This window comes from Chamaesiphon sp. (assembly GCF_041738855.1).
GTDB lineage: Bacteria > Cyanobacteriota > Cyanobacteriia > Cyanobacteriales > Chamaesiphonaceae > Chamaesiphon.
The window spans coordinates 1-17,817 of sequence record NZ_JBGSPA010000207.1 but is presented as its reverse complement, the minus strand read 5'-3'; the positions used below and the strand labels follow the sequence as shown (position 1 = coordinate 17,817).

The following is a 17,817-nucleotide window of genomic DNA, read 5'->3' as shown; positions in this document are numbered from 1 at the left end:
CACCTTTAATCAAAATTGATTATGACAGTTATTGAGGAGCGCGCAACTACTATCCCTTGATTAGCAGCCAGCAAAAACCGTTGCTAAATCTGCCTGAATCTACAGTAGCATCAGGCTTGTCAAACATGTCCCCAAATCATTGTCAAGTGGAGTTGGGCGAGAGTTTGCTGGAGATTGTGGAGTTGATGCTCTCTAGAACAGCAACTAAGCCACAGCGAATGCTGCTGCGGTAGATGCAACTCAAGCTGGGAATGCTAAATTTAGATGACATCGAGCATTTGTTTCGATCGATATCATCAAATTATCACCGTGAAAATTGTCAAACATACCGATCGATCTCTGGAGCTAGCCAACCAAAATCGGCGATGTCTATGGGGTTTGTTATTTGCCACCCCGTTTATCATTGCTGGTTTAATTGCAACTGCCGCAACAGTTAAGGTAACGACATTAATGTGTCAGCGCAATCCTAGCAACCAGATCGATTGCCACCGCACGATCGCCGGTATTATCGGTACCGAAACCGAGCTAATTCTCGGACACTTGAAGTCGGTCAAGATCGTTAAAACCAGTGGTACTGGCGTGGTGCTAGAAACTAGTGGGGGCGATGTCACTTTAGCTCCCTATAAAGCTGTAGTCGCAGATAGCCAGGAGCGCACAGCCGATCGCTTGAATGCTTTTATCAAAGATCCTCAACAGGCGACAATCTCGGTAGCACAAGACGATCGCTGGATGAATTTACTTTGGAGTGGTAATTTTGTGGGTGGTGGCGTAGTGATTGCGCTGTATGCTCTAGCAATTCCGCTGCAAATGAGTTGTAAGTTCCAACGCGATCTCGATCGAGTCACAATCGCCAAAAAGTATTTGCTCTATGGCAATCGTCAAACTGTCTTGCCACTATCGACAATTAAGCACGCTCTAGTGAGAGAAATACTATTTAGCATCAGTGGCGATCGTCAACCACTATATACGATCGATCTCATTCCCCTAGACGCTCGGAAAGTTTCCCTCTCAGTGTCCATTAAAAATTTGACCGAATGTCAACGGCTGGTTAAGATCGTCGATCGATTAGTGCGCCACCATCAAGGATCGCTACACCAAACATCGTGATGTTAATTATTTTTACTCGCTATCCTACCCCTGGTAAGGTCAAAACTCGCTTGATTCCGGCAGTGGGAGCCAGAGCAGCCGCATCGCTCCATCGTCAGATGACTGACAATACGCTGTACCAAGCGCGCAAATTGTCTCAGCCAATACCAGTACCCGTCGCAGTGCATTTTGACGGTAACAACAGCCAGCAGATAGCTGATTGGCTGGGTAAAGATCTCATCTATGAAGTTCAAGGAGATGGCGATCTCGGGGTGCGGATGAATCGATCGATTTCGTTGGCTTGTCAGTCAGCAGATCGAGTAGTACTGATCGGTACAGATTGCCCTGGATTGACAACTGAGATATTGACACAAGCCTTTGAAATGTTGCTCGATCGAGACTTGGTATTGGGCGCGGCAGTGGATGGCGGTTATTATCTGATCGGGATGTGTCAACCACAGCCGGAATTATTTGTCGGCATCGATTGGAGTACCGATCGCGTATTGCACCAAACGATCGACATTGCCAATCGCTTGAATTTAGCAATCGGTTATCTGCCTACATTGGCAGATATCGATCGTCCAGAAGATTTGCCCCTACTAGCACAAGCAGGATTGGGAGCCAAAATCTCGATCGTCATGCCCGCGCTCAATGAAGCAGGATCGATCGCTAAAGTGCTTGCAAATATTCAGCCGCTACCAAATGTCGAGGTAATCCTAGTTGATGGTGGTTCGATCGATGATACGGTAGCGATCGCCGCAGGATTGGGAGTAAAGGTACTATCAGCAGCCAAGGGACGCGCTCATCAAATGAATGTCGGAGCTAAGGCGGCAACTGGCGAAATCCTGCTGTTTCTCCATGCGGATACTGTTTTGCCCTTAAACTTCGAGACGATGGTGCGATCGACCTTCGCGCCGCCACTGAGCGGCTCGAAACCCGCTCCTGTCGCTGGAGCTTTTTCGCTCCAAATCGATAATCCGCTGCCGAGTTTGCGATCGATCGAACGTTTGGTAGCATGGCGATCGCGATGGCGACAAATGCCCTATGGCGATCAGGCAATTTTCCTGACAGCGGCGACATTTTGGGAACTCGGTGGCTTTGTCGAGCTGCCAATTATGGAAGATTTTGAACTGATCCGGCGATTGCAACGACTAGGGCAAATTGAGATCCTGGCTGCACCTGTGGTGACTTCAGCGCGTCGCTGGCTCACGTGGGGGGTGTGGCAAACGACGCTGATCAATCAAGCGATCGTGCTTGGTTATCTAGTCGGCGTTCCCCCCGCACGCTTGGCAAGTTGGTATCGTCGTAAGTAATCCAATCATCTCGTGGCAAGGTGTGAGTTGTTTGTGAGTTATTCGAGCGTGCAGAGATCTATACCCACCCCGCCCTGTGGGCACCCCTCCGAGGAGGTGATTTTTCTAGGAAGTCGATCTCATCTACTAGTCGTGCCCCCTTAAAATTTCCGCACGTAAATCCCCTCCCTGAAGGGGTGCCCGCAGGGTGGGGTGGGTAGATCCCCGCATCCCACGATCTTCCCCGCAGCTAATTAATAACCCGTATCCGATCGCTTATCATCCCAAACATTCCGCCAAAATGGCTCCGTTCCCTCCGCTTTTTGGGGCTGAGTAATTGAGAAATCGATCTTGCTATAGATATCGCGCAAACTCCAGCCAGTGAGATTGGCGAGATTACCTGCTTCTTGCTCCAACCTGGGGCGGAGAGCCTGCCGATATTTCTGTCCGGCTGCACAACTGATATTTCCTTTAAAAGGATGATTGAGCACATAACGACCTTGAAAGTTTTCTTGGTTGCCAGTTTCTTGAAACATCAAATCTTCAGGGAACTTGTTACGAGTATAACGGACATGAATGCGAGTAATAAATGTGCTACCTGGAGCGATCGATCTCCGGCGGCGGTTAAATGTAGGTGTATTCTGGGCGTCGCCATTATCTTCCCAGAATACACCTGCTGCTTTTAATTCAGTTGCAGTTGGTGGTTCACTCGAACAAGGATCGCAGTTGGACACATTCCAGGCATACTCCAAGAACGCAACTTTTTTCTGTTCGCGCTCGTATAGTTTCTGAAATGTTGCTTTATAAAAATCTCCAAATTCTGACTTGACATATGCAGGAATAGCTGTTCCAGTCGGTACTTTGACTGTCCGATAATTGGTCAGTTCTACTCGTCCTTTAGGTGACAAAATATATACTACCAAATCCTGTTCGCCCCGTGCATTAATCATTCCTAGGCGGATTGGGAGCATAAATTTAGGTGATTCATAAGCGATTTGCAGCGGGCGCAATACTTGATATCCAGATTTGTCAAATTCTTTGAGGTCGATTTTAGCAACGAAGAATTTGAGATTTTGTTTAATATAGGGACTTAATAATGCACTCGCCCCTGCTGGAATATTATATCCACTTTGACGGAGCCAAGTTTCTAACCCATTGGACTCTTTGGCACTGAGGATGACGATCTCATATTCATTGACTTTAAAAGTATCTTCAACTGTTACGCCTAGCTCTGATTGAGGTTTTCGATTTGCTCGCGCAAGTGGAGCTGCTGGCATCACTCCACTTGCATCCATCATCGATCTCGCCGAACTTGGTGTTTCACAAGGATTGGGATCGAAATATTCAACTAGTCGCGGCTGACTAAATGCGTCTAGTTTCTCGATCGTGGTGCGGTTTCCGACATGGACTTGTTCTTTTTTAATAGCTACTGGAACTGGTACTACCATCGCAAAATCTTTGACAGCTCCTTGAAAATCATTTGCCATCGTCAAGATCGTGCGATCGCCATTGCGGGCAATTACTACCTGAGAGGCTTGGTTAAATAGTTTCGCATCAGCTCCACCAACATAAAAACCACAAAAGGCGATCGCTTTAGTCGCACAACTGAGGACGAGGATACAGGCAAGAAAGAGGCTGAGAATAATTCTAGGGATACTCATTGGGGAAGTGGATGGTGAATAGTGAATGGTGGATGGTGGATGGTGGATGGTAGATTAAATTAGATTAGTAGTAGATTAAATTAGATTAGTAGGGTGGGCACTGTCTTGTCTCCCTAAACCCTCGGCAAAGCCGAGGAGCGGGAGCCGCTGCCCACCAGCTAGATTTCAGACGATCTATTTAATAAATATTTTCACCCGCCTGCTTAGATGCTTTCGATGCGATTAAACGATCTCCAATTAAAATGAGGCGCAATCCATAATTTATCGAGTATGACAGTTAGCGGTGATATCGTAAATAAAGCAATAAATATTGCCTCATTAATATAAAAATAATTACGAAGGATAAATGTCAAGATGGCGATCGCGATCGCCCAGACAATTCGAGTCGATCGCGCATTGGGAATCGATCGCGGATCGGTAATCATAAACAAAGCAAATAATAACAGCGAACCGCTGGTTAGTTTGTGAAAACAGACATCCCACGTCCATCCCAGCCAGATATTTCTCGCGATTTCTAACAGAGCATAACTACCAACAAATGCGACGCTAGTATCCCATCTACCCACCCGCTGCAAGACGATCCCACCCAAGCCGATAAATAGTAAAAGATACCACCAATCATCGCCCCATTGCCCAGGTGAAACCCAGGCATCGGGAGTCAAAACTAAGGCGGCTATTATCCCAAAATTAGCAGGGTTGAACCAATGTTTTTTGTCGCTGGTAAAAATAAATTTACTAGCGATCGCCAAGCTCCCAGCCAAGATCATCGTACTCACGCGATCGGCACGTAATAATAATGCCAAGCCCAGGCTACTAATCAAGGCACTCTTGAGCGACAAGAGCAGATTGTCACTCGGCTTCAACAGTCTAGTTAGTAACAATTGCGTCAGACAACAACTGCTAATTAAAGTGAAGATTAATTCTGGTTTCACAGACCAATCTCTGGTCATAATCCCCAATCCCAGAAAGGTAGTCAAAAAGACGATCTGATAATCTCGCGCGTCTTTGAACATATTTTTTTACAGAGATAATGCTGCCATTTAAGATACATGCTGACGCGATCGAGTTCCTGAATTTTGATAAATAACTTTAAATTCTGATATCGCCATTGGGCAATCCCGAGCGGCTCAAGCTATATTTGAGCATCCAAGTAGATAACGTCTCAGCTACTCCCTCCCCACCCAAGAAATAGACGCTCCACCATTCACCATTCACCATCCACCATCGCAATGCTTGCGGTAAAATTAGATAGAAAGTTATTTGTAAAGTAATGTAGGCGATCGATATGGCAGCAGAATCCGCAGAAAATGTAGTTTCCCCAACCGCAGCCGCAGCAGGGGAAACAGCCCCACCAGCCGCTGACACACCTGCCTCCGCAGCACCCCGCGACACAGCACAACCACCCACTGCCGAAAAAAAAGTTCCCCCCAAGAAAGAAAAACCCCCCGCAGTCGAAGCCAAACCCTTCACTGACTTTATCCAGCAGGACTATTTACCCGCACTTACCCAAGCCCTCGTCGAGAAAGGAGTCACCGATCTCCACGTCGATCTAGAGCGGTCTAAAATCGCCATCAAGGGCTTTGAAAGTGAGCCAGAGTGCAGTCAAGTCATCGGACGCTGGAATGGCGGCGATCGCCAATTTAATGTCTACTTTTTCGATGATAGTCTTCAAGGTCAACGCGCGATTTCTTGTGTCGATGGTGGCAATAAAGCCAGTACACTGGAATCCTTCCTGATCGACGAACGTAAAATCACCCTCGATCTCCTCGTCTCAGGCGTAGTCCTCCGGCTCAATAGTCAGAAGTGGTTGCTGCGGAATTAGGCTAAATAAAGATGAAGTAATACCTCCGCTAAATAGCCGATCTGCTAGGATTGAAGAGATGTATGGTGTGTTGCAAATAGGTAAACTGCACCGATCTCGATTCTCCGTGCTAGCTTCATCGCCACAGATCGAGAGTCCCAATTTGGATCGGCTATTAATTATGATGGAAACTAGTACCCAGTCACTGCGATCGCGCCAACACCGCCTCATCGAGCAACTTGCCAATGCGATCGAAACTATTTGGGCACAACACTTAGATCTCTCCCCCTATCAGCTCCCCTCCGAATTGGGATATGTCGAAGGGCGACTAGAAGGCGAAAAACTAGTCATCGAAAACAAGTGCTACCAAACTCCCCAATTTCGGAAGCTGCATCTCGAACTCGCGCAAGTCGGCAAGAATTTGGACATCCTGCACTGTGTGATGTTTCCCCATCCTGAATACGCCCTCCCGATGTTTGGTACCGATATCGTCGCTGGGCGAGGACAGATCAGTGCCGCTATTGCCGATCTGTCCCCGCTTAATGCGCGCCGGATCTTGCCAGACAACTATCGGATTCCCCTCCACCAATTACCCGCCCAAGCTTTCAGCCAGCCTCGGGAGTTACCGGAATGGGCAGATATTTTCTCAGAGTTTTGCTTTTTCGTCCGTCCTTCGACACCGGAAGAGGAGCAATGGTTTGTCGATCGAGTTACCGCCATGCTGACGCTACACTGTCAACAAGCCGCACGCTCTCTCCCTGTCAGTAGTACCGAACGCGCCGAAATCGTCACCGCTCAGAATTACTACTCCACCAAACAACAACAAAATGACAAAACCCGCAGGGTACTAGAAAAAGCCTTCGGTACGGAGTGGGCAGACAATTATATGACTACAGTATTGTTTGATAGTTAATGAGTAAGTCGGCATCAACATCGATCTCACTCATTACACTAAGTTATGGATCTACCTTCGTCTCGATCGATGCGTTATTTTGTGTCCAGCGAGGTTAATTTCTGTCTACTGCGTCGATTAGATGTTTGTATGCACTAATCGGCAATCCAGTTCGCCGTTTGACTTCGACTAAAGCTCTATATGCACCGTTCTGATGGCGTTCATCGCAGATCTTCGTAGCAATATTTGGAGCGAGTTCCGATTCAATTAACTCTTCCATCGATAAGCTATTCAACTGTCGCCAATTAGTCGGATAAAAATTTTCAGATTCTTCATAATAATGAAACGAAATTAAAGGCTCGATTTTCTGACAATAATCTTCAGGTAAATCGGCAAGTTCTGTCAAATCTTCTAATCCCAGGAATTGATATCCTTCAGCTCTTGGTAATACTTCAAATCGGAGACTTTGCAACCGCTGGAGTCAGCACATCCTTAATGTACCCAATTACGCCAAAAAGATTCGTGGGTGGTGATATTCGATCTCTCTCATTGATTGTCGATTACCTTCGGTACGCTCCGCCATTGAAGTTAGCTGTCAAGTTTGGTTGTAGGAATAGAGTTAGCTTTGTACAGCAATCTAGCTCGTTGTTGTGCGCGGAGATCTTTTTCGACAACGGCGATCGCTTCATCCAGCTCTAAATTAAATAAATCCAACAATCGGCTAGCTGCTTTGAAACTAGCGATCGATTTGGCTCTAGTTTCAGAATCGGGAATTTTTAATTGGTCGTTCATAACTAATTCCAATTACGTTGAATCTCTTGCAAGCTGGCAACGCTAGCATCTAAAGTTGCTTGGGAGGTTTAGATTGAATTAATACGGTCTAGATACGTTTACAATCTCATTCGATGCCGATCGGTTACTGGCTTTGATTTATTTATCCAAGTTCGCACTTGCAAGTTGTAAAGCATCTACTTGGTGAAGTTGTGGTTGATAGATGGCTAGATCGAACCAGAAGGTGGTACCGACACCAACCGCACTGATAATATGAATTTGACTGTGGTGTTTTTCGATGATATTTTGGACGATCGATAGTCCTAATCCAGTACCTTCGAGTGTATGGACGCGGTTTTCTACTCTAAAGAACCGATCGAAAATTGCTTCCCGATCTTCAGGATCGATCCCGATACCAGTATCGATCACTTCCACTCTGACGACATCGGAAGTGATGTCATCGCCCTCTTCAGGTGTCAGCACTGCCTGATAAGCACGGATAGTAACTTTACCATCAGCTTTAGTAAATTTGAGGGCATTGCCGACTAGATTTGCCAGCACCTGGAGGATCAGATCGTAGTTACCCAAGATCGATGGGAGTTCGGGGGCGATATCTTGACAGAGTTCGATCCCTTTATCTTTGGCGTTGAGTTGATAGGTACGGAGTGTTTGTTCGATCGATCGATCTAGTTCGACGGCATCGAATAGATAAGTATGAGAGGATTCTAGTTTCGATAGATCTAGCACATCATTGACCAATCTCGTCAGTCGATCTGTTTCGCGATTGGCTGTATCGAGAAATTCACTCCGTTCTTCTTTGCTCAGTTCATCGCCGTACTCATGTAAGGTTTCGATGAATGATTTGATATTAAATAATGGGGTGCGGAGTTCATGAGAGACATTGCTAATAAATTGACTTTTAGCTTCATTCAATTCGACTTCGCGCGTGATATCTTGCACCGTCATCGCGATCGCCCGGACACTTTCTTTGACTGGATCGAGGACATTGGTGATCGCGATCCTGACAGTGCGCTGGGCGGGATGGTTGATGGCGATCCGAAATTCTTCACCATCTAGCTTGCCCGCAGCGACTTGGTACAAGGGGCGAGTGAGTTCCGCGGAGACGCTCGAAGGTAGGACGTGCAGGACGTTTTTGCCATCGAGATCCAGATGATCCCAGCCAAAAAAGCGGCGCGCATTGGGGTTGACTAATACGATTTGAAGATTATTATCGATCAGGATGGCACCATCGGCGATCGTGGTGACGAGAGTTTCTAGTTTGGCTTTTTCGGCAGTGAGTTCGTCAATATTCTGTTCTTCAAAGATTTCGAGCTTTTCAGCCATGATGTTGAAGCTGCCGATCAGTTCTCCCAACTCACCGCCGAGGGGTAAATCGATCCGCTGTTTGAAGTTGCCAGCAGCAATATTTTTAACTCCTGAGAGCAATTCTTTGATCGGTTTGGTGATTTGGAGTGCATTAAATACAGCTCCCAAAATTACCATTACCCAAATTGATACAAATACCGCGATCGTCACATCTCTAGTTAGACCACTGGAGGCAACTACGGTCGGATTGGGATTGATCCCGATCGCCAGTGTACCGAGAAATTTGCCTTCGTGTTCGATCGGTACGAACACATCAGTGACGATCCCCTCTGGTGTCTGATGTTGGCGCACCAAGGGGATATCGCGATTCCGACTACCTTCGGGGAGATGAATCCGTCGCTCGATCATCAGTGAGTTTTGGACTTCTGACTCAGAGAAGGGGATTCCCAGCCGGATGCTACCAGTATCGTCAGCATAGAGGATGTAGCGCAAACTCGACGTACTATGATAAAACCGATTGGAGAACCGCGCGACGGTAGTCAGATCGTTTTCCGCCAATTGCGGAGCAATATTTGCTGCCAGCAGTAGCCCCAGATCGCGTCCGAAGCGGGTGTCGTTGACTCGGGCGTCAACTTGAATGGTATTTACCGCCCAAAAGGTTAAGCCACTAACAATTAGCGACACCGCCAATGTGGCTGCTCCCATCAGTTTAGTTTGGAGTGTGAACTCCATCCACCAATGGCGAATAATGTCGCGTAAGTTGTCGAACATGGCTAGCATGAAGGGATAGGGGATGATGAATAGACTAGATACTAGATATGTTTGACAGCGGGAGTACTCCGCATCTGTATTCGTGCAGCTACAGCTCTCTGGCAGCCTTCACCCTCACTATAACAGCGATCGCTTATCCGGCTATAGATTCAGCACGATCGAGACAGAGCAGGTAGAGTGCCGTTCACTCCAGAGCGCAGGAGTACTTGGCTCCATAGCACTACGCAAGCACGTTAGGACAAGTTTGAGTCCGTGACGGCGGACTTTGCATCAGTAGCGACGACTTCTAGTCGTTGTACTGTCATCACCTCAGCTTCGTACTGCTCTGGCTTCACAGGATGGGCTAATCACGACTACGACGCAGCGGTGCTGTTGATTCAACCACATCAATTTTGGCAGTGATAACTTGACGGATATCTGGCGGTACGCTGGTAAAGAAATTGTAGCCTGTTAACTTTTCTACTTCTTGCACTGAGGTGCGATACTGCTGCCAAGGCTCGAACTTAATTCCTTGCTTATTTGGGATGACGATCGCGATCGTCCGGGTATTGCGATCGACGCCAGCGACGCCAACATTAGGTCGATCTAGGACTAAAATTACTTTCCACGTTACGGCTGGTACTAGCACTTTCCCCTGCCCTACAGTCGCTCTGAGACCATTTTTACCGATGCCGCCCTGCCCGTATCCGCCAGCAACGATAAATAGTTCTTTGCCAGATCTGACTAGTTCCCGACAATAATTCTCAAGCTGTACCCACGGCCCCTGATTATTATCTGGTGCTTGTGGGATGATATTGGTCATCAAAAAGGTTTGAATGTTGTCATCAGGAGAGCGGCTGCGATCTTCCGAATTTGTCATGTGGCCGCGATCGAATCCGCTTCCAGTATAGTCTGAAGGTTTGACTCGCTCCCAATCTGCGGGTAAATCGGAGTCGGGTGCAAATTTGCCTACGCGACGAGCATCGCCCAGCCATGACTCATTCAGTTCCCAGGATACCCAGTTGGGGATGCCTTTTTGCTTGGAGTAGGACAGCGCATACTGGGGACGAAAGATGGCGTAATTTTCTGAATTACTGGGAGAACTAGTTGCTTGAGACGGATTCCCCATCAACAAGTTGATATTTCCTTGAGTTTCACCTCCTCCGTGGCTACCAGGCTGACGACAGGCGACGATCCCGATCGCGATCGCCACAATGAGGAGATAAACTATTCTGCGTACTGTGGTCAAAATTTAGCTCAATGGCGGCAAATGGTTAGCTAGGAATTTTCTCCCTCTGTCGAACGGGGGAGATCGTTATGATACAGTGCATCCAGTCGGGCGCGCGCATCCTCGATACTAATCGACTTCATAATTAGCAGTGGCTCATTGGTGACATTGCCCAGATCGTCTAGCAATTCAGGGTGAGGAACTGCACCCGCACGATAGCTGTAGCCTTGAAAGTTGCGGTCGTTCATCGCTCTTGGCTGTGAGGCACTGATGCTAAACCCGATCAGACTGCGGATCAGATTCCCGATCGCCAAAAATGCCAAAATAGTAAAAGCTATGAGATAAATTATTTGTAACATGTCACTTTCCTACGCAAAGAGCCAAGAATAGAAGGAGCAAATGGAAATGGCAGCATGTCTGTTAACTTGATGTCACCATCATCGTTGACAACAAGTGTGCGGATCTGTCGAAGTCAAGTCAGCTTTTATGAGAAATTCAAAACAGACGCCAAAATCCTTACTCTTCTATCTTAGACTGTTCCGACTGTCTTAACTGCATCGATACATGCCAACATTCGGTGACGATTTGATGCCAACCCACCATCTGACTGGGTTCGATCCCCGCTTGTCCGCCGACTGCCTGAAACAACATTTTGGCGACGCTGACCTCTTGCTGGGCGCGATCGACGCGTGCGAGTAGATCGGCTTGAGCATCGGGACTCAAGCAGGAAATCGGCTCGCGTTCGAGTAATTCTTTCGATCGACTAAACCAATATTCAAAGTCCACCAGCAAGGGCTGGAGGATGGTTTGAAGCAGTTCTTGCTCCGATGGTTGGGATTTAGACATAATTTACCGATTGATTGTTGTTATATATTACTATTCTAGCTGTTTTTTACAATTCTTAATGAAAAAATTTAGAATTAGCCAAAAATTAGTAAGTAACTGAGTAGTACTGGGTATGCTCGATATTATGACCCCCAAACTTTGACTTTTGGAGTCGATTGACGGTATAATAGTACCTATGCACCACGCTTTTGCTAGTTAAACTAAGGCAAGTCAATCTCAATCTCTCCCGTTCATAGAGGCATTAATGGCAACCCAAATCACAAATAGCCCAGACAGACAGAAAGCCCTCAATTTAGTCCTCAACCAGATCGAAAAATCTTTTGGGAAAGGGGCAATCATGCGTCTTGGTGATGCTACTCGAATGCGGGTAGAAACCATTTCTAGTGGCGCAATGACCTTAGACATCGCACTGGGTGGCGGTCTGCCCAAAGGTCGCGTCATTGAAATCTATGGCCCCGAAAGCTCGGGTAAAACCACTCTGGCACTCCACGCTATTTCCGAAATTCAAAAAGCCGGAGGAGTAGCCGCTTTCGTTGATGCCGAACACGCGCTAGATCCGACCTATTCTGCAGCATTGGGTGTAGATATCAACAATCTCCTCGTCTCGCAGCCAGATTCGGGCGAAGCCGCTCTAGAAATTGTCGATCAACTCGTCCGCTCTGCGGCTGTCGATATCGTCGTGATTGACTCGGTAGCAGCACTAGTACCTCGCGCTGAGATCGAAGGCGATATGGGCGACTCGCACATGGGATTGCAAGCGCGGTTGATGAGCCAAGCCCTGCGAAAAATTACTGGGAGTATCTCCAAATCTGGCTGTACAGTGATCTTTATCAACCAACTGCGTCAGAAAATTGGGGTGGTTTATGGTAGTCCTGAAACGACTACTGGTGGTACCGCACTCAAATTCTACGCCTCCGTCCGCCTCGACATCCGCCGGATTCAGACTCTCAAACGCGCCAATGATGGCGAATACGGTAATCGAGTCAAAGTCAAAGTTGCTAAAAATAAAGTCGCACCACCGTTTCGGATTGCTGAATTTGATATTATCTTTGGTAAAGGTATTTCAACAGTTGGTTGCTTGGTAGATTTAGCTGAAGAAACGGGGATTATTACTCGCCGTGGTGCTTGGTACAGCTATGAGGGCGATAATCTCGCTCAAGGACGCGACAATACTGTCAAGTATATGGAAGAGAATGCGGAGTTTGTCGCCAAAGTCCAGCAACAGGTGCTCGACAAGCTCAACACTGGCGTTCCAGTGTCAGCGAATACGCTCAAGCAAGCAGAGGAAGAGGAAGCGGAAAACGACGATACCGATACTGAAGAATAAATTCAAACAGTGAATTTTAAAATTGGGGTAGGGGTAATCGATCGATTATCTTAACCCTGATTTTTTATAGATGTTCAAATCAAGCTCTGTTGAATCGTAAATGTTCGCGATCGAGTAAACTTGAGCTTGTAGTTGCCATTGATGTACTGATGACTCAATTTGCCGATCGACTAGATTTACCGACCTTCTGGACGCCTGTAGATGTCTCTTTGGCGGCATTTGTAGCAACCAACGCAGTGGTGATGGGACGCGTCTCAATCGATGCAGATGTTAGTATTTGGTATGGGGCAGTCGTGCGGGGCGATGTCGAACAGATTGAAATTGGTGCGGGTACCAATATTCAGGATGGGGCAATTATTCACGGCGATCCTGGAAAGCCAACGATTTTGGAGGGCGATGTGACGATCGGACATCGGGCAGTCGTACATGGTGCTTATATCGAAACAGGCTGTTTGATTGGGATGGGGGCGATCGTCTTGGATGGGGTGCGGGTGGGGAGTGGCAGTATCATCGGTGCGGGTTGTGTGGTGACAAAGGATGTCCCACCGCGTTCGCTGATGGTGGGAGTACCTGCCAAATGTCTGCGCCAAGTCGCCGATCTCGAAGCTGCGGAGTCGATCGTCCACGCCCGTAAATACGTCCAGTTAGCGTTGGTACATGCGGGTAAGGGTAAGGATCTGGGTTTTACTAGCTCCGCTGCCAGTTGTTGGGAGTGAATTTAGGCGACCAATTCTTGAACCAAGATATAAGGTTGGATAATCAGTGCCTGAAATTTCTGAGTAGGATTACCATTCCAGCGGCTGAGAATATCCGATGAGGGTTTGACCAAAAGTTGTTCGCTAATCCAATGTTGAACCGACTGAGTATTGTCGCTAGAGATCGCTACCCCAACATCCAAGATATCGAGATCGGGAACGACAATAATCACCACGTCTTTCTGGATGTGCGGCTTCAACCACTCTAGTTCAGCTTCGTCAAGAAGTTCGGTCAATTGCGCTCGGAGATCTTTTTTTTCCATATTGAGGATGTGACGATATTTGTCTCGACAATTATAACAATTCTGGATCGGCGGTTCGCGATTATTAGTTATCGTCCGAGATTGTGTAACTGATTGATTTTGGTCGTACATAGATCCGTAACTCGATCGAGTTCCGCTCTTTTCGTCGAAGTCGGTGGTGCGATAAGTTCGCCGATTCTAATCGTCACCGGAGTAGCCTGAGGCCATTTCTTGCCCGACTGCTCGATCTGATGCGTCCCCCACAGACACACAGGCAAGAGCGGCACTTGCGCCTTAGCGGCAATCAGTGCAGCTCCTGGCTTGGGATCGACCACTTTACCGTCAGGTGTGCGCGTACCCGACAAAAATATCCCCGCACCCCAACCATCCTCAAGATAAGCCAATGCTAACCTAATAGTCGCGCGATCGACCGCACCGCGCTTGACTGGATACGCACCATACAATCTAATCGCACTCTTCAACACGGGCACTGCAAATAGCTCCTCCTTCGCCATATATGCCACCGGACGCAATACCGCAGCCGACAATAATGGCGGATCGAAATTGCTTCCATGATTGCTCACCACTACAAATCCACCCGATCTGGGAATATGCTCTCTACCTTCGACTCGCCCTTTGAGATACCAGTAAAAGAAGGGGTTAATTATCGGTTGTTTGAAGGCGTGATAAAAGACAAGATTGATAAATGGTTCGCGAGATCTGGACATTGATTCAGTGACAATAGATGTAAAACACGCATTAGCGGCACTCAATTGTAAGTTGAGCTTGAAGTTATATTATCGCCGATTTGGCAGTCCAATTTTAGACCGCTGGAGCCGGATCTCTTCAGCTTGGGCTTGAATTGTTTGCTTCAATTCCATCAGTCCAGTTCTAATCGCCGTATATTTCGGATTAAATTGCTGCTTTGATGTGAAGTAGTTGGGAGAGTTGAGATCCCATTTTAACGCTCGATCGATCGCTGCTACCCACGTTACCGGATCGCCACCTGCATATTCATTAATTTCTTGCCCCAGCGTCGCATTTAAAGATGCGAAGATCGCTGGATCGCCATCTTGAGGTAGATTCGGATTTGCGCTCAGATGAAATCGATAGCGAAGTTGTCCGACATAAAACCAGAATACCGCATCATCTCTACGTCCTGCTTGGTACAATTTCTGGGCATATAGGTAATATGCTGTTGGATGTGCGCTCGGAAGTTTTGCTTCAACTTCTGAAGTGTTGCGATCGATCGGTCGATCTGAAGATATGGCAACGGCCCGATTGGGTAAGATATTTAAACTCCCAATGGCGAGCGATAGCAGCAAGTATTTCAGCATCTCAAATTTGCTCGATGACTCATTACTACTTTATTTTAAGACATCATCTTCGATTGGCGGGTTGCTCAGTCTGCTATTCAAGATGCTACCCGCACGGCGACCGATAGAGATCGGCAATGAATTGATATAATACTCTTTGAGCATTAGTCGATCGGATTGAGTCTGGAGCTGGGTGAAATAATTCAGAAATTAGTGGCAAAACTTCGGTATCTAGAGCATAGCGAAATAATTCACTTGGCAAAATTAATTGAGCAGTATCGCGTAGATCGTGCAAGAATTCTAAATTGAAATTTTCGGGATGAGATCGAGCGATCGCTAGCGGTCTGACCCAACAACGAGCTGAGATCTCAATTGTATCGATGACCTCTGCAAACAGATGTAAATTCGCGCGGTCGAGACAAACAATGCGATCGGTCTTAAATTCAATCAGTGACGATTTAGCGGTCATTCTATTTGGAAAATAATTCTCGATCGATGATTATTTTAACGCTCACTATCTATAGACTATCGATCGATATTAAGAAGTTGTCCAAATCTGCTAGCGTGGTAAAATCCAACAGAGCTTCACCCAATGCTTCAACTCGATCGATCGACAGACTACTTAACTGAGTTTGGATTTCGAGAGATAGATTTCCAAGTTTTTTAGTTAAAAGTCTGACAACTAAGGCTCTTTCCTGCTGAAGCCCGCGCTCGAAGCCTTCTTCCAAAATATCCTGATAGATTACTGACTCTCACGATCTCCCTCCGTAGTACGCGTTTGACTCGATCTCGCTCCAATATTAACCCAGTTAACACCGCCGTAGTCGCCGCCAGATCCGATCGCATCTTGCGCGACTCAATATCTTCAATCTTAGGAATGAGGATTAAATAACTTACAATTCTAAATGTGACTGTGGCTTGGCTGTGTAGTTCCACTGTGGTAGAAAATCATCAAAGAAAATTTTCATTTTTTCTTGGAAATCCTGAGCCACCTTTCTACCTATTTGGTAAGTTTTATCAATTATAGTTGTAAATACCTGCAACCCTTTCTGAGTAGTTGCTGTTGCCATAAACTTCGATACAGTATTAACACTGTCAAAAATCACCCCTTGACAAGCCCGACTTAAATGGGGAAAAAGACGGTGCTCAATTGGATTATACTTCGATGTGTATGGAGGATAATGTGCAATTCTAATTTCGATTCCAAGCTCGTTAACTAAAAGTTGCAAATCTTCTTTGAAAATATAATGCCGTGAACTATTACTACCCCCACCATCACATAATATCAGGATAGATTTAGCTGATTTATATTGATGCTTTCCATGATTATGCCACCAATAACGAATCGAATCACATGCAAATTCACTGGTGTCATGGCTAGTACCAATTTGAACAAAACCAATATTTTTATTTAAGTCATACAGTCCATGTGGTATGACTATTCCCTTGGCCAGTGAACGGAAATCATGATCGTGAACCTTAATTGGACTGGTATTGTAAGTCTTCCCTTCTCGGTATAAATTACCTATTAACTCTTTTTTTTTACTATCCATGCTGATGATTGGTTGCCCTTGAGCCGAATATTCCTTTTTCAGCTCTTCAATCTTTTCAAACTGTTCATTTCGATGCTCACTAGTTCCACAAGCATTCATTTTCACTGCTTTACGCCGACGAAATGAATGAAGGGTCAACAATTGATCCACTACTGTAACACTTACTTTTATTCCTTTTTCTGCTAATAAGTTTGCTATTTGTTGACGAGTTAAATTCGTCCATTTTATCTCCTCATCCATTGGGGAACCTGCTGTATGACTTTCCACTACTGATAGAAACACTTCATTGATTCCTGGCAACGTCTCAATTACTTTCTTTCTTCCTCCGCCTGGATTACGAATTCTGGGATTGTTGATTAAATCGGACTGCTTCAAATCCTCAAACCCTTGCCGGATTGTTCTGTAGTTACATTGAAATAATTGACTAATATATTGAAATCCACCATATCCAATTTTCTCGGCTTCAATTGCTGCATATCGTCTCCGGTCTTTCTCTGACAGTGATTCATAGTAACTTTTCATCTGCTGCTCGCTGATTGAAGTATCTGTTTTTACCATGATCGTCTTCTCTTAAAGCTATTTCGGCTCTTCTACAATATATTATTACTAGTCTTGCAAGTTATTAAATCCTCATTCCTTATCAGGATCGGAGAGTACCTCATTTGCCTCGTTGAGATCTTTGAACTTTGCCTCGGCACCTTTATCGCCAGGGTTGAGGTCGGGATGGCACTTGCGGGCAATTTTACGATAAGCTCGTTTGATTTCTTCAGGAGTTGCTGTTTTACTAATTTCGAGGGTGGCGTAATAATCTTTAAAATCTGTCGCAGTTGGCATTATCAACTTCTCCAATCTAGGAACGCTGTCTCTAAATAGTCAGAGTTATTCATATTTACTTTAGATTTAGACTGTGAGGAACTCGTGAACTTCTCCACAAACTAGAATCGAATAGATTGGACGATTCTCGTTCCGAG

At 46.2% G+C, this 17,817-nt stretch carries 21 protein-coding genes and 1 pseudogene; 6 read left to right on the top strand and 16 right to left on the bottom strand.

Going from position 1 to position 17,817, the window contains the following annotated elements; genetic code table 11:
- Window positions 1–264 precede the first annotated feature (264 nt).
- Both ACEW9I_RS22780 and ACEW9I_RS22775 read left to right on the top strand, forming a co-directional pair.
- Window positions 265–1,107, top strand: coding sequence for a hypothetical protein (locus tag ACEW9I_RS22780; protein WP_373542617.1), 843 nt, complete (start codon window positions 265–267; stop codon window positions 1,105–1,107).
- On the top strand, window positions 1,107–2,399 hold the full coding sequence (locus ACEW9I_RS22775; protein ID WP_373542616.1) for a TIGR04283 family arsenosugar biosynthesis glycosyltransferase: 1,293 nt from the start codon (window positions 1,107–1,109) through the stop codon (window positions 2,397–2,399). Before ACEW9I_RS22780 ends, ACEW9I_RS22775 begins: the two co-directional genes overlap by 1 nt.
- Before the next feature lie 233 nt (window positions 2,400–2,632).
- Here ACEW9I_RS22775 and ACEW9I_RS22770 read toward each other — a convergent pair whose 3' ends face one another.
- From ACEW9I_RS22770 to ACEW9I_RS22760, 3 genes are all read right to left on the bottom strand, one after another.
- Complete coding sequence (locus tag ACEW9I_RS22770) at window positions 2,633–4,039, bottom strand: DUF2330 domain-containing protein (protein ID WP_373542615.1); 1,407 nt, start codon at window positions 4,037–4,039, stop codon at window positions 2,633–2,635.
- Between the two features lie 203 nt (window positions 4,040–4,242).
- Window positions 4,243–5,052 carry an RnfABCDGE type electron transport complex subunit D gene (locus ACEW9I_RS22765; RefSeq protein ID WP_373542614.1) on the bottom strand — a complete coding sequence of 270 codons (810 nt, stop codon included), beginning with the start codon at window positions 5,050–5,052 and terminating at the stop codon, window positions 4,243–4,245.
- 76 nt (window positions 5,053–5,128) lie between these two features.
- On the bottom strand, window positions 5,129–5,257 hold the full coding sequence (locus ACEW9I_RS22760) for a hypothetical protein (RefSeq protein WP_373542613.1): 129 nt from the start codon (window positions 5,255–5,257) through the stop codon (window positions 5,129–5,131).
- Window positions 5,258–5,324: 67 nt separating this feature from the next.
- On the opposite strand from ACEW9I_RS22760, the gene ACEW9I_RS22755 reads away from it, so the two are divergent.
- Window positions 5,325–5,861, top strand: a complete 537-nt coding sequence (locus ACEW9I_RS22755; RefSeq protein ID WP_373542612.1) for a DUF2996 domain-containing protein — start codon at window positions 5,325–5,327, stop codon at window positions 5,859–5,861.
- Window positions 5,862–6,021: 160 nt separating this feature from the next.
- Window positions 6,022–6,753 (top strand): phycocyanobilin:ferredoxin oxidoreductase, encoded by a 732-nt coding sequence (locus tag ACEW9I_RS22750; RefSeq protein ID WP_373542611.1) that lies wholly within the window; start codon window positions 6,022–6,024, stop codon window positions 6,751–6,753.
- A 94-nt stretch (window positions 6,754–6,847) separates the two neighbouring features.
- Here ACEW9I_RS22750 and ACEW9I_RS22745 read toward each other — a convergent pair whose 3' ends face one another.
- From ACEW9I_RS22745 to ACEW9I_RS22720, 6 genes are all read right to left on the bottom strand, one after another.
- A complete protein-coding gene (locus tag ACEW9I_RS22745; protein WP_373542610.1) occupies window positions 6,848–7,204 on the bottom strand; it encodes a hypothetical protein in 357 nt (118 codons plus the stop codon).
- Window positions 7,205–7,320: 116 nt separating this feature from the next.
- Window positions 7,321–7,524, bottom strand: a complete 204-nt coding sequence (locus ACEW9I_RS22740; protein WP_373542609.1) for a hypothetical protein — start codon at window positions 7,522–7,524, stop codon at window positions 7,321–7,323.
- A 138-nt stretch (window positions 7,525–7,662) separates the two neighbouring features.
- The gene (gene nblS, locus ACEW9I_RS22735; protein WP_373542608.1) at window positions 7,663–9,609 is read right to left on the bottom strand and encodes a two-component system sensor histidine kinase NblS; all 1,947 of its coding nucleotides are present in this window, start codon (window positions 9,607–9,609) and stop codon (window positions 7,663–7,665) included.
- 334 nt (window positions 9,610–9,943) lie between these two features.
- Window positions 9,944–10,828, bottom strand: a complete 885-nt coding sequence (locus ACEW9I_RS22730) for a DNA/RNA non-specific endonuclease (RefSeq protein WP_373542607.1) — start codon at window positions 10,826–10,828, stop codon at window positions 9,944–9,946.
- 29 nt (window positions 10,829–10,857) lie between these two features.
- Window positions 10,858–11,166, bottom strand: coding sequence for a DUF2973 domain-containing protein (locus ACEW9I_RS22725; RefSeq protein ID WP_373542606.1), 309 nt, complete (start codon window positions 11,164–11,166; stop codon window positions 10,858–10,860).
- A gap of 157 nt (window positions 11,167–11,323) precedes the next feature.
- Window positions 11,324–11,653, bottom strand: coding sequence for a DUF2605 domain-containing protein (locus tag ACEW9I_RS22720; RefSeq protein WP_373542605.1), 330 nt, complete (start codon window positions 11,651–11,653; stop codon window positions 11,324–11,326).
- Between the two features lie 244 nt (window positions 11,654–11,897).
- On the opposite strand from ACEW9I_RS22720, the gene recA reads away from it, so the two are divergent.
- Together recA and ACEW9I_RS22710 are read left to right on the top strand one after the other, a co-directional pair.
- Window positions 11,898–12,980 (top strand): recombinase RecA, encoded by a 1,083-nt coding sequence (gene recA / locus ACEW9I_RS22715; protein ID WP_373542604.1) that lies wholly within the window; start codon window positions 11,898–11,900, stop codon window positions 12,978–12,980.
- Between the two features lie 149 nt (window positions 12,981–13,129).
- On the top strand, window positions 13,130–13,696 hold the full coding sequence (locus ACEW9I_RS22710; RefSeq protein WP_373542603.1) for a gamma carbonic anhydrase family protein: 567 nt from the start codon (window positions 13,130–13,132) through the stop codon (window positions 13,694–13,696).
- Window positions 13,697–13,698: 2 nt separating this feature from the next.
- Here the strand turns inward: ACEW9I_RS22710 and ACEW9I_RS22705 are convergent, their stop codons facing one another.
- From ACEW9I_RS22705 to ACEW9I_RS22675, 7 genes and pseudogenes are all read right to left on the bottom strand, one after another.
- Window positions 13,699–13,998, bottom strand: a complete 300-nt coding sequence (locus ACEW9I_RS22705) for a DUF2288 domain-containing protein (RefSeq protein ID WP_373542602.1) — start codon at window positions 13,996–13,998, stop codon at window positions 13,699–13,701.
- Window positions 13,999–14,066: 68 nt separating this feature from the next.
- Window positions 14,067–14,705: a lysophospholipid acyltransferase family protein gene (locus ACEW9I_RS22700; protein ID WP_373542601.1), complete on the bottom strand. Its 639-nt coding sequence runs from the start codon at window positions 14,703–14,705 to the stop codon at window positions 14,067–14,069.
- A 69-nt stretch (window positions 14,706–14,774) separates the two neighbouring features.
- Complete coding sequence (locus tag ACEW9I_RS22695) at window positions 14,775–15,314, bottom strand: hypothetical protein (RefSeq protein WP_373542600.1); 540 nt, start codon at window positions 15,312–15,314, stop codon at window positions 14,775–14,777.
- Between the two features lie 85 nt (window positions 15,315–15,399).
- Entirely contained in the window at window positions 15,400–15,762 is a 363-nt protein-coding gene (locus ACEW9I_RS22690) for a hypothetical protein (RefSeq protein ID WP_373542599.1), read from the bottom strand.
- A 49-nt stretch (window positions 15,763–15,811) separates the two neighbouring features.
- Window positions 15,812–16,021: a DUF4351 domain-containing protein gene (locus ACEW9I_RS22685; protein ID WP_373542598.1), complete on the bottom strand. Its 210-nt coding sequence runs from the start codon at window positions 16,019–16,021 to the stop codon at window positions 15,812–15,814.
- A gap of 165 nt (window positions 16,022–16,186) precedes the next feature.
- A complete protein-coding gene (locus ACEW9I_RS22680; protein ID WP_373542597.1) occupies window positions 16,187–17,404 on the bottom strand; it encodes an ISAzo13 family transposase in 1,218 nt (405 codons plus the stop codon).
- Window positions 17,405–17,482: 78 nt separating this feature from the next.
- A pseudogene (locus ACEW9I_RS22675) lies at window positions 17,483–17,680 on the bottom strand (DnaJ domain-containing protein); the annotation flags it as partial.
- Window positions 17,681–17,817 lie beyond the last annotated feature (137 nt).

Excerpts from the sequence above, each read along its gene's own strand:
- ACEW9I_RS22780 (WP_373542617.1), top strand. The coding sequence starts at position 265 with ATGACATCGAGCATTTGTTTCGATCGATATCATCAAATTATCACCGTG.
- ACEW9I_RS22775 (WP_373542616.1), top strand. The coding sequence starts at position 1,107 with ATGTTAATTATTTTTACTCGCTATCCTACCCCTGGTAAGGTCAAAACT.
- ACEW9I_RS22770 (WP_373542615.1), bottom strand. The coding sequence starts at position 4,039 with ATGAGTATCCCTAGAATTATTCTCAGCCTCTTTCTTGCCTGTATCCTC.
- ACEW9I_RS22765 (WP_373542614.1), bottom strand. The coding sequence starts at position 5,052 with ATGTTCAAAGACGCGCGAGATTATCAGATCGTCTTTTTGACTACCTTT.
- ACEW9I_RS22760 (WP_373542613.1), bottom strand. The coding sequence starts at position 5,257 with ATGGTGAATGGTGAATGGTGGAGCGTCTATTTCTTGGGTGGGGAGGGA.
- ACEW9I_RS22755 (WP_373542612.1), top strand. The coding sequence starts at position 5,325 with ATGGCAGCAGAATCCGCAGAAAATGTAGTTTCCCCAACCGCAGCCGCA.
- ACEW9I_RS22750 (WP_373542611.1), top strand. The coding sequence starts at position 6,022 with ATGATGGAAACTAGTACCCAGTCACTGCGATCGCGCCAACACCGCCTC.
- ACEW9I_RS22740 (WP_373542609.1), bottom strand. The coding sequence starts at position 7,524 with ATGAACGACCAATTAAAAATTCCCGATTCTGAAACTAGAGCCAAATCG.
- nblS (WP_373542608.1), bottom strand. The coding sequence starts at position 9,609 with ATGCTAGCCATGTTCGACAACTTACGCGACATTATTCGCCATTGGTGG.
- ACEW9I_RS22725 (WP_373542606.1), bottom strand. The coding sequence starts at position 11,166 with ATGTTACAAATAATTTATCTCATAGCTTTTACTATTTTGGCATTTTTG.
- ACEW9I_RS22720 (WP_373542605.1), bottom strand. The coding sequence starts at position 11,653 with ATGTCTAAATCCCAACCATCGGAGCAAGAACTGCTTCAAACCATCCTC.
- recA (WP_373542604.1), top strand. The coding sequence starts at position 11,898 with ATGGCAACCCAAATCACAAATAGCCCAGACAGACAGAAAGCCCTCAAT.
- ACEW9I_RS22710 (WP_373542603.1), top strand. The coding sequence starts at position 13,130 with ATGACTCAATTTGCCGATCGACTAGATTTACCGACCTTCTGGACGCCT.
- ACEW9I_RS22705 (WP_373542602.1), bottom strand. The coding sequence starts at position 13,998 with ATGGAAAAAAAAGATCTCCGAGCGCAATTGACCGAACTTCTTGACGAA.
- ACEW9I_RS22700 (WP_373542601.1), bottom strand. The coding sequence starts at position 14,705 with ATGTCCAGATCTCGCGAACCATTTATCAATCTTGTCTTTTATCACGCC.
- ACEW9I_RS22695 (WP_373542600.1), bottom strand. The coding sequence starts at position 15,314 with ATGCTGAAATACTTGCTGCTATCGCTCGCCATTGGGAGTTTAAATATC.
- ACEW9I_RS22690 (WP_373542599.1), bottom strand. The coding sequence starts at position 15,762 with ATGACCGCTAAATCGTCACTGATTGAATTTAAGACCGATCGCATTGTT.
- ACEW9I_RS22680 (WP_373542597.1), bottom strand. The coding sequence starts at position 17,404 with ATGGTAAAAACAGATACTTCAATCAGCGAGCAGCAGATGAAAAGTTAC.